The 13,105-nt window shown below is 27.1% G+C and carries 17 protein-coding genes; 16 read left to right on the plus strand and 1 reads right to left on the minus strand.

The genetic code is table 11. The annotated features are described in order from the left end of the window. From G324_RS0101350 to G324_RS0101410, 13 genes are all read left to right on the plus strand, one after another. Positions 1-273: a DUF1292 domain-containing protein gene (locus tag G324_RS0101350; protein WP_025724605.1), complete on the plus strand. Its 273-nt coding sequence runs from the start codon at positions 1-3 to the stop codon at positions 271-273. Next, complete coding sequence (locus G324_RS0101355; RefSeq protein ID WP_162146792.1) at positions 251-823, plus strand: O-methyltransferase; 573 nt, start codon at positions 251-253, stop codon at positions 821-823. The genes G324_RS0101350 and G324_RS0101355 overlap by 23 nt, the downstream gene beginning before the upstream one ends. After that, positions 820-1,440, plus strand: coding sequence for a M48 metallopeptidase family protein (locus G324_RS07585; protein ID WP_025724607.1), 621 nt, complete (start codon positions 820-822; stop codon positions 1,438-1,440). The genes G324_RS0101355 and G324_RS07585 overlap by 4 nt, the downstream gene beginning before the upstream one ends. A 49-nt stretch (positions 1,441-1,489) precedes the next feature. Then, complete coding sequence (greA, locus tag G324_RS0101365) at positions 1,490-1,966, plus strand: transcription elongation factor GreA (RefSeq protein ID WP_025724608.1); 477 nt, start codon at positions 1,490-1,492, stop codon at positions 1,964-1,966. Next, positions 1,966-2,514, plus strand: a complete 549-nt coding sequence (locus tag G324_RS0101370) for a YqeG family HAD IIIA-type phosphatase (RefSeq protein ID WP_025724609.1) — start codon at positions 1,966-1,968, stop codon at positions 2,512-2,514. The genes greA and G324_RS0101370 overlap by 1 nt, the downstream gene beginning before the upstream one ends. Next, positions 2,495-3,523 carry a GTPase gene (locus G324_RS0101375; protein WP_162146793.1) on the plus strand — a complete coding sequence of 343 codons (1,029 nt, stop codon included), beginning with the start codon at positions 2,495-2,497 and terminating at the stop codon, positions 3,521-3,523. Before G324_RS0101370 ends, G324_RS0101375 begins: the two co-directional genes overlap by 20 nt. Further along, entirely contained in the window at positions 3,520-4,074 is a 555-nt protein-coding gene (gene yqeK / locus G324_RS0101380; RefSeq protein WP_025724611.1) for a bis(5'-nucleosyl)-tetraphosphatase (symmetrical) YqeK, read from the plus strand. Before G324_RS0101375 ends, yqeK begins: the two co-directional genes overlap by 4 nt. A 2-nt stretch (positions 4,075-4,076) precedes the next feature. Next, positions 4,077-4,388, plus strand: coding sequence for a ribosome silencing factor (gene rsfS, locus G324_RS0101385; protein ID WP_025724612.1), 312 nt, complete (start codon positions 4,077-4,079; stop codon positions 4,386-4,388). 6 nt (positions 4,389-4,394) lie between these two features. Continuing rightward, positions 4,395-5,042, plus strand: a complete 648-nt coding sequence (locus G324_RS0101390; RefSeq protein WP_025724613.1) for a class I SAM-dependent DNA methyltransferase — start codon at positions 4,395-4,397, stop codon at positions 5,040-5,042. A gap of 51 nt (positions 5,043-5,093) precedes the next feature. Continuing rightward, complete coding sequence (locus tag G324_RS07065) at positions 5,094-5,591, plus strand: ComEA family DNA-binding protein (protein ID WP_025724614.1); 498 nt, start codon at positions 5,094-5,096, stop codon at positions 5,589-5,591. Next, positions 5,560-7,542, plus strand: coding sequence for a ComEC/Rec2 family competence protein (locus G324_RS0101400; RefSeq protein WP_025724615.1), 1,983 nt, complete (start codon positions 5,560-5,562; stop codon positions 7,540-7,542). The genes G324_RS07065 and G324_RS0101400 overlap by 32 nt, the downstream gene beginning before the upstream one ends. 64 nt (positions 7,543-7,606) lie before the next feature. Continuing rightward, entirely contained in the window at positions 7,607-8,554 is a 948-nt protein-coding gene (holA, locus tag G324_RS0101405; protein WP_162146794.1) for a DNA polymerase III subunit delta, read from the plus strand. After that, positions 8,551-9,234, plus strand: coding sequence for a 3'-5' exonuclease (locus tag G324_RS0101410; RefSeq protein WP_025724617.1), 684 nt, complete (start codon positions 8,551-8,553; stop codon positions 9,232-9,234). The genes holA and G324_RS0101410 overlap by 4 nt, the downstream gene beginning before the upstream one ends. Positions 9,235-9,241: 7 nt before the next feature. On the opposite strand, the gene rpsT is transcribed toward G324_RS0101410, so the two are convergent. Then, complete coding sequence (rpsT, locus tag G324_RS0101415) at positions 9,242-9,502, minus strand: 30S ribosomal protein S20 (protein ID WP_025724618.1); 261 nt, start codon at positions 9,500-9,502, stop codon at positions 9,242-9,244. Between the two features lie 103 nt (positions 9,503-9,605). Between rpsT and pgsA the strand changes: the two genes are divergently transcribed. The 3 genes from pgsA (at position 9,606) to G324_RS0101430 (ending at position 13,103) form a co-directional block, all read left to right on the plus strand. Continuing rightward, entirely contained in the window at positions 9,606-10,193 is a 588-nt protein-coding gene (pgsA, locus tag G324_RS0101420) for a CDP-diacylglycerol--glycerol-3-phosphate 3-phosphatidyltransferase (RefSeq protein WP_025724619.1), read from the plus strand. A 62-nt stretch (positions 10,194-10,255) separates the two neighbouring features. After that, positions 10,256-11,248, plus strand: a complete 993-nt coding sequence (gene recA, locus G324_RS0101425) for a recombinase RecA (RefSeq protein ID WP_025724620.1) — start codon at positions 10,256-10,258, stop codon at positions 11,246-11,248. Positions 11,249-11,369: 121 nt separating this feature from the next. After that, complete coding sequence (locus tag G324_RS0101430) at positions 11,370-13,103, plus strand: ABC transporter ATP-binding protein (protein WP_025724621.1); 1,734 nt, start codon at positions 11,370-11,372, stop codon at positions 13,101-13,103. Positions 13,104-13,105: the final 2 nt, after the last annotated feature.

Genomic DNA, 13,105 nt, shown 5'->3' on the forward strand with positions numbered 1-13,105 from the left:
ATGATGGAAAAAGATAATGAACTTATTATAATCACTGGGGATAAAGAAGAAAAAGCTACTATATTATTTACATTTGAAAATGATGATAAAAATTATGTAGTTTTTGAATTTGATGAAACTAAAGAAGTTTCAGCTGCAAGATATATACCAACTACAGAAGATGGTATTGGAGAACTTTTAGATGTTGAAACTGAAAGTGAATGGGATTTAATTGAAAAGATTTTTGACCAATACGAAAAAGATTTAGAGGATGAAGAAGAACTTGACGATTAAAGATTTAAAAAATCATGCTTTAGCTGACAATATACCAATTATACAAGATGATGCTTTAAATTATATAAAAGATTTAATTAACAAAAAATCTATAAAAAATATACTAGAAATAGGAACTGCATATGGTTATAGTGCCATATCTTTTTCTAGTGATAAAACACATGTAGATACACTTGAAAGAGATCAAAAACGCCTTAAAGAAGCGGTTATTTGGGTAAATAAATTAAAAGCAAACGTAAATGTATATAATACAGACGCACTAGAATTTATTCCTGATAAAACATATGACATGATCTTTATTGATGGTGCAAAAGCACAATACAAAAAATTCTTTTTAAGGTACCAAAAGTATTTAAACCCTAATGGAATAATTGTATGTGATAACATTGATTTTCATGACTTAAAAATAGAAGAAGTTAAAAATCGCGGTACTAAATCATTACTTAAGAGATTAGCTGAATTTAAAATATTTTTAGAATCAAATACTGAATTTGAAACTATGTTTTTAAAATATGGAGACGGACTTTCAATATCCGTACATAAAACATGATTAAATCATATATAAAAAATGAAAAAATCATATCATATGAAATTATATATAAACCAATAAAACATGTCTATTTTAGAAAAACTCAAACACATATTTTAATATCTGCTAATAATAAAATGTCAGAAAAATCAATATTAAATATTTTAGATATTAATTTTGATAAAATATATAAACTTCAAACAAAATCACCACGTTTAAAGACTAATAAATTTCAATTATGGGGCGAAAATGTAACTAAAGAATCTTATTTTGATAATTTAAGCCCTACAGAAGATAATTATAAAAAGATACTTATAAACGAAACACTAAATAAAATAAAGGAATTTGAACCTTTATTAATAAAAGACTTATCCAAACTAAATTTAAGTACTGTTCCAACAAAAGTTAAACTACTTAAATCGAAATTTGGGTCATGTCATACATTAAAAAAAGACATTATTATAAATGGATTCTTAGCAAAATTAGACCCAAAATATCTATATTATGTATTGCTACATGAGTATTGTCATTTACTCATACCCAATCATTCAAAATCATTTTATGAATGTTTAGATATACTGCTTCCTAATCACAAGCTCATTCAAAAACAATTAAGAAAATATGTAATTTCGTTTTAGCTATCATTTCATGATATAATAATAGAAGAAATTAAGGAGAAACACCATTATGGCAACTAAAAAAGTATATGAACTAACCCAATCAGGATTAGACCAATTAAAAAAAGAATTACAACATTTAAAAGATGTACGTCGTGTAGAAAACTTAGAAGCTCTGAAAGAGGCTCGTGAACAAGGAGACCTTTCTGAAAATGCTGACTATGATGCTGCAAGAAATGAGCAAGCACGTATTGAGGCTCGTATTGCTGAAATAGAAGTTATCTTAAAAAATGTTAAAATCATTAAAATTAATGATGATTCTACAAGTGTTAACATTGGTAGAGCTGTAGAGTTATTATTTGTTGAGAAAAATGAAACTAAAAAATTTCATTTAGTAGGAACAATTGAAGCAGATCCACTTAATCATAAAATTTCTATTGAGTCACCACTAGGTAAAGCAATTAAAGGTAGAGAAGTTGGTGAGGTTGTAACTATCAAATCTGCTACAAATAAACAATCAACTGTCAAGATTTTATCTATTAACTAATGTTAAATTTAAAATATTTACTACCAGATAGTTACCAAGACTCAATATATCAAATTAACTACCAAGGATTAGCAAAGCAGGGAATAAAAGCTCTGCTTTTTGACTTGGATAATACACTCATTGATTACGTTCAAACCAAACTAACGGTAGAAGTTATTGAATTTTTAAAAGAATTAGAAAAAACTTTTAAGATTATAATCATTTCTAACTCTCACAAGAAACGTGTTCAAAATGCAATTGGTACTCATTTTGATTTAATATATTTTGCAAAAAAACCACTTAAATTTGGTTTTAAGAAGGCTATTAAAAATTTAGGATATAAATCACATGAAATAGCAATGATAGGTGATCAATTAATGACTGATATTTATGGTGGTAATCGCACTGATTTATTTACTATCATCGTTGATCCAATACAAAAAAAGACCGATAAACTACCTACACGTATAAATCGAAAAATTGAAAACTACTTCATTAGAAGAGTAGAAAAAAAATATCCTAAAGCCTATGAAGAGGTATTAAAAAAATATGCAATCAAAAACAAATAGTTGCCTTGGTTGTGGGGCGAAACTTCAAAATGAAAATATAGAACAATTAGGTTATGTCAAAAGCTTAGATCAACCATTTTGTATGAGTTGTTTTAAATTAATGCATTACGGTACATCTACTTCACATTTTAACCCGGATAGTTTACCTGTTTTTAATAAAGATTCTTTAATTGTTGTAGTTACATCAATACTTTACTTAAATAGTATCGTAAATACAGAAGTAAAAAGATTAGGCGATAACTATAAAGTTGTATACTTAATTAATCAAATTGATCTACTTCCAGATGCCACATCAAAAAACTACTTATTAGGTAAGGTACAAAAATCATTTAGATTAAACCGTGTAACCTATGAAGATATCGTATTAATGAGTGCAATTAATCCACATGATATTGAACATTTAAAATCCTATTTATTAAATTTTAAAGAAAAAAACATATACTTAATAGGTCTACAAAATAGTGGAAAAACTACAATATTTAAAGCATTAACAGGAAATAAAGATGCACTTGCTCTTCCTAAAGCTGCACTTACACAATCCATATTAAAATCAGATTTTAATGGTAAACAAATCTTTGATACCCCAGGACTTTATCAATCAGGATATTTGCATGAATTTTTTGATTATACAGAATACAAAGACTTTTTACCTACAAAACAATTTAAACCTAGAAATGGAACTTTAAAATCTGGTGAGGCTATGATTATAGGTGGTCTTGTTGCCGTAAGTGTTATTAAAGGTGAAACAAAGTCTACTTTATATGTGGCTGATTCATGTAAACATCATCTAACAAAATCTGATAAAGTAGAATTACTATTAAAAGATGGCAAATTATTTAATTTAATATTTGATCACTATAGTTTTAAAGACTATAAATTACAGGACTCTATAAAATATCAATTTACTTTAGCAGATTTCGGTATATTACATATCATGGGACCAGTAACGATAAGAATTTATTCAAATCCTAAAATGCATCTAACGCTTAATGAAGGTTTTTTTAAATGATTAATCAAATATTTGATGATGTAAAACATAAATATATGAACCGTCCAGATAGATTTGAGCATATCTTAGGTGTTATAAAAACTGCAGTAGCATTATCCATACAATATGGTGTGGATACAAATAAAGCATACATTGCAGCTTTATTTCATGATTACACTAAATACGACACAATAGAATATCAAAAAAAGTATTTATCTAAAGAAGAATTTTTACAATACTATGATTATCCTGTAATGTATCATGCACTCAGTGCAGCGAATCTACTAAAGGAAAAATATAATATAACTGATGTTGATATATTAAATAGCATACGTTATCATGTTCATGGAAGAATTTCCATGACAAAACTAGAAAAGATTATTTTGTTAGCTGATAAAACAGAACCAACAAGAAAATATACAACTGTAGATAAAATCAGAGATCTTAGCTATAAATCTTTAGATGATGCAATTATTTATCTACTGGAAGATACGATTAAATACAATCAATCAAAAAACTATCAAACAAACCCAGAAGTACTAAAAATAATAAAGGAATTAAAAGGAGACTAAACTTGTCTAAACTTACTCAAGCAATTGAAATATTAGAAAAACTAAATGCAGATGATATTGCAGTATATGATTTTTCTGGCCGCAGCCCATTTTACGATTATTTTATCGTTGGTACGGTTAATGAACGTGCTAGTTCATCAGCTGTTGGCTATTTTACAAAGGATTTCAAAGATGAAATCAAGCAAATCGAAGGAAAAAATAATACCGGTTGGTTACTTATTGATTTAGGTGATATTGTTGTACACTTATTTAATGAAGAGTCACGTGAGTTTTATGGATTCGATAAAAGATTTATGGAAATAAGAAAAAAATAATTATATATGATCGATTTCAGCCGTTTTTATGATGCCTTCCAAGAGGATGTAGATTATAAATCACTTTTAGAGCCTATCATTCCATATTTAAATAAAAATGAAATACTGCTTGATGCTGGCTGTGGAAGTGGCCATATATTAAAGTACTTATCATCACTTGGCTATAAAGTTTTAGGAATAGATAATGATGAAAAGATGCTATCTTTAGCTCAAGAAAAAATAGAAGAAAACAGTCTTGATGCATCAGTTTTTTACCATGACCTACGAAATCCAATGAACCATAAATTTAGCCAAATTATTTGTTTACTAGATGTATTTCATTATTTTAAAGGTGTTAAGAGGTTGGTTAAAAATTTGTATACATCACTTGATAAAGGTGGTATCCTTATCTTAGATTTATATACGCATCCTGTAAATGAAAATGAAGCAGACACATTTTTAAATCTAAATTATATGTGGCAAACAAAAACAGTCAATCATCAAATTGATCACTACATAGAATTAAGTGATCAAAATAATACCTATAGCTATCATATTAAACAATACTATCAGCCGCTTGATTATTATATAAGTGTTTTAATTAATCAAGGATTTAAAGTGGAATCTATAAGTGGTTTTGATGATAGAAAAACATATTTAATTTGCATAAAATAAAAGTCGAATCCTCCCATTTATCTATTATATAGATGAGGGAGGATTTTTATTATGAAAAAAAATATCGTTATAACTATATGTTTTCTATTACTTGTTACAAGTTTTATAATTTTTCAAAAAGATGAGAGTGCTGCATATTATACATATGAGCCTATTACAGAAGAGGTAGAAATTTCAGGTGCAGTCACTAACCCTGGAAAATACACTGTTACTAAAGATATGACACTGGCATATTTAATTAATTTAGCTGGTGGATTAAAAGAAAATGCTGATATTTCTAATATTAGACTAGGTGAAAAATTAAGTAAATCACACTATAAGATAGAAAGTTATCATGTTGAAATAAATCCAATTATTCAAAAGATTAATTTAAATGAAGCTAAACTATCTGATCTTCTTAAAATTCCTAATATTACAGAGACAAGAGCAACACAAATCCTTATATATAAAGAAATAAATGGAAAGTTTAAAAATGTTAATGAATTACTGAATATAAAAGGTATAGGAGAAGCAACGTTTGAAAAGATTCATATATACTTTTACGTTTAATCATTTCTACATATATGTCATAGCACTTATATTATGTGTAATCAGTATAATTTATCCGATATGCTTCATAATATTTATTTTTATAGTTTATAAATATAAAAGTAAAATTAACTTTTATATTTTATTTATTATTATTTTATTATATTCACTTAGTTTCTATTTATATACGCCAAAAGAAGAAAATATATCAAATAATGTTGTCATACTAGAAAAAGAATCATTTGACACATATTCTAAATATGTCATACTAAATTTTCCTTATAAATATCATTTAACTTCAAGACAAAGTTTTAATATAGGAGATATTATCAATGTTCAAGGAAATATTTTAAAATATAAAAAAAATACCATCCCAAATGGTTTTGATAGTTATACTTATAACTTAGGAAAACACATTCAAGGGCAAGTAAAAATTGAAAGTATAAAACTACTTTATGAATCTAAATTACCTAAAATTGATAGTAAAGTTCCTTTAATGAGCCTTTTTAAAGATCACAACATGTTTGAAGATTACTTTTTCTCGTTTTTATTTAAGCTAAATTCCTTACATCTATCTGTAATTATTTTATTAATATTTAAACTGCTTTATTATCTAGATATAGAAAATCAAAATAAATATTTAATTACTTCACTAATCATGATATTTATATATTTTATAGGATATTCTATATTAGTTTTTAGATTATTTATAAAATATATATTAAAATATATCGATTCACGACTGGAACTTGAACTTTCAAATTTTGAACTTGAAATGTTTACATTATTCCTGATTTTAATTTTTTTACCACTATCAATTTATAATCAGTCATTTATCGTCGTATATTGTATTGTGATACTTAATTATTTAAAAGTACTAAAAACTCCACTTATAAATAATATACTAACACCACTTATATTAATCCCGTTTTTATCTATTTGGTATTATGAAATTAATATATTATCAATCATACTTATTCCAATTATCACGCTATTGGTAAAATATATTTATGTACCATCGCTTATTTTGGTCACGCTGTTACCCTTTTTAGGTTTGATAGGTTATATGGATAAATTATTTTATTTCATGGATGTGTTTTTAAGTCATTATTCAATTAATATACCAATTTATCCGATTAATGGATTTTTATTAATAGTATATTTTTTATTGATCATTTATACACTAAAATCAATAAAAATAAATTTATTATTAAAGAGGTTAGTAATTGTTTTATCATTTATCTTAATTTTAGTTCTTTATACATCTAAGCCTTTAGAAGACAAAGTGGTATTTTTAGATGTTGGACAAGGAGATAGTGCTGTTATATTTAAAAATAATCATGTTATAGTTGTAGATGCATTTGGTCCAGTGGATAAATATTTAAAATCAAAATATATTGACACAATTGATTATCTTATTTTAACTCACCCTGATTATGATCATATTAAAAATGCAGAAGTTTTAATGGATAAGTTTAAAGTTAAAAATTTAGTCTTAAATAAATATGATGAATATCCACACTTTTATGTAAATAAAATATTGGTAGGTTCTAATAATCTACTAAAAATAGATGAGTTAGATTTATATTTTATAGGACCTTTAAGAAACTATAACAATAAAAATGATAACTCATTAGTGTTTAAGATAAGTGTTAACCATAAAGAATACTTATTTACTGGTGATATCGGGGTTGGTGCTGAAGTTGATTTAGTCAAAACATATAAATCAAAATTACAAAGTCAAATATTAAAAGTATCACATCACGGATCAATTACATCAAGTAGTTACATATTTTTAGAAACTATATTACCCGAGATGGCTATAATAAGCGTTGGAAGTAATAGTATTTATGGTCTTCCAGATGATTTAGTCATACAAAGAATTAATCAATTAGGAATTACTATATATAATACAAATCTTCATGGTTCAGTAATTATTAAAAATAAAACTATAGAGACCTATCCTCCATAAAAAGGTAACTATTGTTTTGAAAATAATATTAAAAATAGTATAATTATATATAGTGAGGTAACTTATGGAATCTATCTATTTATTAATTGGCCAATCCGCATTTTTGATTAATGAACAAATCAAAGTTTATCAAGAACAATTTAAAATAAATGAATTTAACTTAATTAAAATTGATGCACTAGACTCTGATATTGATGTTATAAATCAAGAACTTCAAACTGTGTCATTTTTTAGTGAGTTAAAAATGGTAATTATTGAAAATGTTGATAGTTTAAATAGATTTGATGAAAACCAATTAACCATCTTCTTAAAGTATTTAGAAAAACCAAGTGATGATATAGTATTAATACTTAGTGCAATTACACTACCAAAAAATCATGTCATTGAAACATATTTATCTAAATATGCATTTATAGAAACAATAGATCAATTAGAGGGCAAAGCATTAGAACAATATATACTTAATAAATTTACTGAAGAAGGTTATTATATTGAACATGATGCAATTGTTACACTGCTTGAGCGTACGCAAAATGATCTTTTTTTATTAAATCAAGAAGCACAAAAAATAAAAACATACGCTCTTGAAGATAAGTCTATAAAAAAAGAAGATGTTGAATTATTAGTAACCAGAAATCTAGAAGATAATATATTTGCATTTTCCACAGCATATCTAAAAGGAAACATTAGAATTTGTATTCAAATTTATGAAGATTTACTAACAACAAAAATGCAACCTAGTATGATTTTTAGTCATTTGTACAATACAATTAATTTAATTTTACAAACAAAAAAATTAATTGATGAAGGATTAAATCAGACAACAATTGCTTCGAGCCTTGGAGTGTCAACAGGTAGAGCATATCATCTAATTAAGGAAGCTAAACAGCAAAGAAAGGCTGATTTAGAACATCTAATTAAAAGTTTGGCACAACTTGATGTAGATATTAAAAGTGGCAATAAAGATGATAAATTAGGAATTGAATTGTTACTATTAAGGAGATTACCATGATATTAGATTATAAAGAAATACTTGTTTTTGACTTTGAAACAACAGGGCTTTATCCAAAAAGAGATAAAGTAATTGAAATAGGTGCAGTATTATTAGAAAAAAAAGATGATACATATATCATCAAAGAAGAAGTAAATTTATTAATTAAACAAGATAAGCCAATCACGGATTTCATTTCAAATTTAACTGGTATTACAAATGAAATGCTAGAAAAAGATGGAATAGATGAAGAATCTGCATTTAGAAAGCTTGATAGTATGATTTCTGAAGATACACTGCTTGTTGCATATAATTTAGCTTTTGATATTGGTTTTTTAAGTGCACTATATCAAATGTATGTAAATCCAAGACATTTAATAAAAAATGATATTTTAGATTGTATGGCAGTTTATAAAGATCGTTACCCATATCCTCACAAACTAGAAAGTGCTGTTACTACGTTTAATTTAATTAATCAAAATGCTCATAGAGCAAGTGAAGATGCTAAAGCTACATTCGAAGTATTAAAAATGTTAGCAAATGAACAAAATAACTTAAAAATTTATGTAAACGTACTTGGATATAATAAAAAGTATGGACTACCAAATAGAGAATATTTCTTTAATAATATCAAATTAGTAGCACAAGGGTTTAATGGTTATAGAGAAATTGAAAAAGAACAAATAAAAAACACCTATTAGGTGTCTATTATAAGGAGTTTACAAGACTTGCTAACGCTGACTTATGACGCGCAACAAAGTTCTTATGGAAAATTCCTTTAGCTTGTCCTTTGTCCAATTTCTTATGAGCAAATGACAATTTAGTTAATGCAAGGTCTTTATCTTTAGCTTCTACAGCTGCACGAACTGCTTTAACTGCAGTTTTATATGAAGACTTGAAAGCTACGTTTGCTTGATGACGTTTTTCATTCGTTTTGTTTCTTTTGATTTGAGATTTAATATTAGCCACAAATTCACCTCCTAAATAAGCACATATCATTTTACCAAAACAAACACATAAAAGCAATAACATTTAATGAATTATGATAAAATATTCAAGATAGGATAAATAGATGACAACAGCAAATAAATTAACAATACTCAGAATACTTATAATACCGATAATGATTTTGGTTTTATATGTAGATAGTTTGAAGATAAATACGAATTTTTTAAATATGAATGTACAAGAAATCATTTTTGCATCACTTTTTGTAGTAGCAAGTCTAACTGACTTTCTTGATGGTTATATTGCAAGGAAGTATAATCAAATTACCACATTTGGTAAGTTTCTAGATCCAATTGCTGATAAGGTTTTAGTCTTTACTGCATTACTTTATTTAATGATTCAAATGCCTGATCGTGTAGGTATTTGGGGTGTTATGATTATATTAATTAGAGAGTTTTTAGTCACTGGTGTGCGTTTAATAGCGGTTGAAAATAATAAAGTAATAGCAGCTAGTAACTTAGGTAAATATAAGACAGTAACTACAATGGTTGCAATTATATTATTTTTATTCAATGATTTTGGATTAAACTTAGTTGAGCCAAATTTAGTTTGGATAACAAACATTATTTATTATGTAGCAATTTTCTTTACAATTATTTCAGGTTTTGATTATATTTATAAAAATAAAGATATTATACTTGAAAGTGTATAACAAAATAAAAGTCAAAAATTTAAAATATTACTACTATATTATAGGAGGAATGATGATTCATTATGAGTGATAATAAAAAACAACAAGCGTTGGAACTCGCTTTAAAACAAATTGAAAAACAATTTGGTAAAGGTTCTATTATGAAGTTAGGTGATGAAGGCGATCATTCAATTGAGGCAATTCCTAGTGGATCAATTGCACTAGATATTGCTTTGGGTATTGGTGGATACCCTAGAGGCCGTATTATAGAGATTTATGGACCTGAATCTAGTGGTAAAACAACACTTACATTACATGCAATGGCCAGTGCACAAAAAAATGGTGGTACGGTTGCATTTATTGATGCTGAACATGCACTTGATCCAAACTATGCCAAATCATTAGGGGTAGATTTAAATAATTTAATTTTATCTCAACCCGATACAGGTGAGCAAGCATTAGATATAGCTGAGGCTCTAATTAAGACTGGTGCTGTAGATATGGTGGTCATTGACTCAGTAGCAGCACTTGTTCCTGAACAAGAAATTGCAGGGGATATGTCTGCTAATCATGTTGGATTACAAGCTAGAATGATGTCTCAAGCTATGCGTAAAATGTCAGGTGTTATTTCTAAATCAAATGTAGTAGCTATTTTTATCAACCAAATTAGAGAAAAAGTTGGAATTATGTTTGGTAATCCAGAGACAACTCCAGGAGGTCGTGCACTTAAGTTTTTCTCATCAGTTAGATTAGAGATAAGACGTGCTGAGGCTATAAAAAGTGGTAGTGACTTAATTGGTATACGTTCAAATGTAAAAGTCGTTAAATCTAAAGTTGCTCCACCACTAAAGATTGCAACAGTCGATATAATGTATGGTACAGGTATTTCAAGAAGTGGAGAAATTTTAGATCTTGCAACAGAAATTGATTTAATTAATAAATCAGGTGCTTGGTACAATATAGGTGAGGAAAAACTTGGTCAAGGACGAGACAACGCCAGACAGTATCTAGAATCAAAACCAGAGTTGCTTAATGAACTAGAAAAAAAGGTTCGTGTTCATTACAATTTGAAATAAAACAGTAAAACTTTCATAAATTTTTACATAATCAATAAAATGAGGATAACATCCTCATTTTTTATTTAAAAAGCGTATAATAGTAGTTAATAATTTATTACATAAATATATAGAGGTTAAGATGATTAATATTATTAAGAAAATTAGTTGGTTTATAAAAAGAGAGTGGAAAAGCTATATAATGATGCTTATTTTTTTGATAGTTATTGCGCTTTTATCTTTAACACCTGCATACATTTTAGGGATTGCAATTGATGTAATAGTTTCAAAAACTTTAACTTGGCAATCACTTATTTTAATTGGTAGTGCTTTAGTAATTTTTCCTATATTTAGATACGTATCTTCATTAATTTATAATTATACAGTTAATAAAACGTCTCAAAAATTAGCATTTGAATTCAGGAAAATTTACTTAAGAAAATTGTTTTCTATGGATGCCGAATTTTATGAAAGATTTCAAAAAGGTGATTTGATAACTAGAGCAACATCAGACTTAGATATGATAACTGTTGCTGCAACCTCTATTTTAGAAGGTATTATATTTAATAGTGGTTTAATAATGATAGCAATCACAATTATGGCTACAACTATATCATGGCAGCTTACATTATTATCAGTTACTATCATGCCAATTGGAATTACAATTTTAAATATCATTCGTGTTAGAAAACGTGAATACGTAAAAAAGCATAGAGTAATATTTTCTGAAATGACAGAAAAAATATTAGAATCTGTGGAAGGTCAAAAGACAATTCGAGCTTATGTACAAGAAGAAAATGATCTTAAAGAACAAAAACGTGTAATAAATAATGATATCAATTCATGGCGTGTCATTATTAATTATGAAAATAGATTGGCACCACTTTTTGAAAGTGTATATGCAATTGCATATATATTAGCATTTGTTTTTGGTGCCTACTTTATAATGAATCAAAAAATGACGGTTGGACAACTAGTTATCTTTATATCATATTTAGGAATATTATATGGACCAATTATTTCAATATCAGGTGTATTCCAACATATTAATAATGCAACAGTTGCAGTCGATAGATTTGATGAAATTATGAAGGTTGAACCAAAAGTTAAGGATGATATTGTTGCTGAACCCATTATAGATTTTAAACAAATTGAATTTAAGAATGTTGGATTTAAGTTTCCTATGGATGAAAATCCAACATTAGATCAAATAAATCTTACTATAAAAAAAGGTGAAACAATTGGTATTGTTGGACCAACAGGTAGTGGAAAATCAACACTCGTAAGACAGCTTTTAAGAGAATTTAACGTTACTGAGGGTGACATATTAATTGATAATAAAAATATTAAAAAATATGTTACAAAAGATATTAGAACAATAGTAGGATATGTACCACAATCACATATTTTATTTAGACGAAAAGTAACTGATAATATTCTAATTGGTAATCCTCAAGCAACAATTGATCAATTAAACTTGGCAATAAAGATTGCTGATTTTGAAAAGGATTTAGGTTATTTGACACATGGTATACAGACCAAGGTTGGAGAAGGTGGAACTACCTTATCAGGTGGACAAAAGCAAAGATTATCTATTGCTCGTGCACTCATAAAGGACCCTCAAATTCTCATACTTGATGATTCTTTATCGGCTGTGGATGCCAATACAGAAGAAAACATTTTAAGACAGTTAAAAACATTTAGATCTGGTAAAACCAATATCATTGTTGCACACCGATTTTCTGCAGTTAGAGAAGCAAATCTAATTATAGTCTTACAGCAGGGTAGGATTGTAGAATCCGGTAACCATGAAGAGTTAATGCAGAAAAAAGGTTGGTACTATGAACAATATAACCAACAAATGAAAATGAACTAGGT

Source organism: Acholeplasma granularum ATCC 19168, assembly GCF_000526235.1.
In the GTDB taxonomy this organism is placed as follows: Bacteria; Bacillota_I; Bacilli_A; order Acholeplasmatales; family Acholeplasmataceae; genus Acholeplasma; species Acholeplasma granularum.

Coding starts and splice junctions, on each gene's coding strand:
- G324_RS0101430 (WP_025724621.1), top strand. CDS start 11,370: ATGATTAATATTATTAAGAAAATTAGTTGGTTTATAAAAAGAGAGTGG.
- G324_RS0101370 (WP_025724609.1), top strand. CDS start 1,966: ATGTTAAATTTAAAATATTTACTACCAGATAGTTACCAAGACTCAATA.
- G324_RS0101350 (WP_025724605.1), top strand. CDS start 1: ATGATGGAAAAAGATAATGAACTTATTATAATCACTGGGGATAAAGAA.
- holA (WP_162146794.1), top strand. CDS start 7,607: ATGGAATCTATCTATTTATTAATTGGCCAATCCGCATTTTTGATTAAT.
- G324_RS0101355 (WP_162146792.1), top strand. CDS start 251: ATGAAGAAGAACTTGACGATTAAAGATTTAAAAAATCATGCTTTAGCT.
- G324_RS0101375 (WP_162146793.1), top strand. CDS start 2,495: ATGCAATCAAAAACAAATAGTTGCCTTGGTTGTGGGGCGAAACTTCAA.
- recA (WP_025724620.1), top strand. CDS start 10,256: ATGAGTGATAATAAAAAACAACAAGCGTTGGAACTCGCTTTAAAACAA.
- yqeK (WP_025724611.1), top strand. CDS start 3,520: ATGATTAATCAAATATTTGATGATGTAAAACATAAATATATGAACCGT.
- greA (WP_025724608.1), top strand. CDS start 1,490: ATGGCAACTAAAAAAGTATATGAACTAACCCAATCAGGATTAGACCAA.
- G324_RS0101390 (WP_025724613.1), top strand. CDS start 4,395: ATGATCGATTTCAGCCGTTTTTATGATGCCTTCCAAGAGGATGTAGAT.
- pgsA (WP_025724619.1), top strand. CDS start 9,606: ATGACAACAGCAAATAAATTAACAATACTCAGAATACTTATAATACCG.
- G324_RS0101410 (WP_025724617.1), top strand. CDS start 8,551: ATGATATTAGATTATAAAGAAATACTTGTTTTTGACTTTGAAACAACA.
- G324_RS07585 (WP_025724607.1), top strand. CDS start 820: ATGATTAAATCATATATAAAAAATGAAAAAATCATATCATATGAAATT.
- G324_RS07065 (WP_025724614.1), top strand. CDS start 5,094: ATGAAAAAAAATATCGTTATAACTATATGTTTTCTATTACTTGTTACA.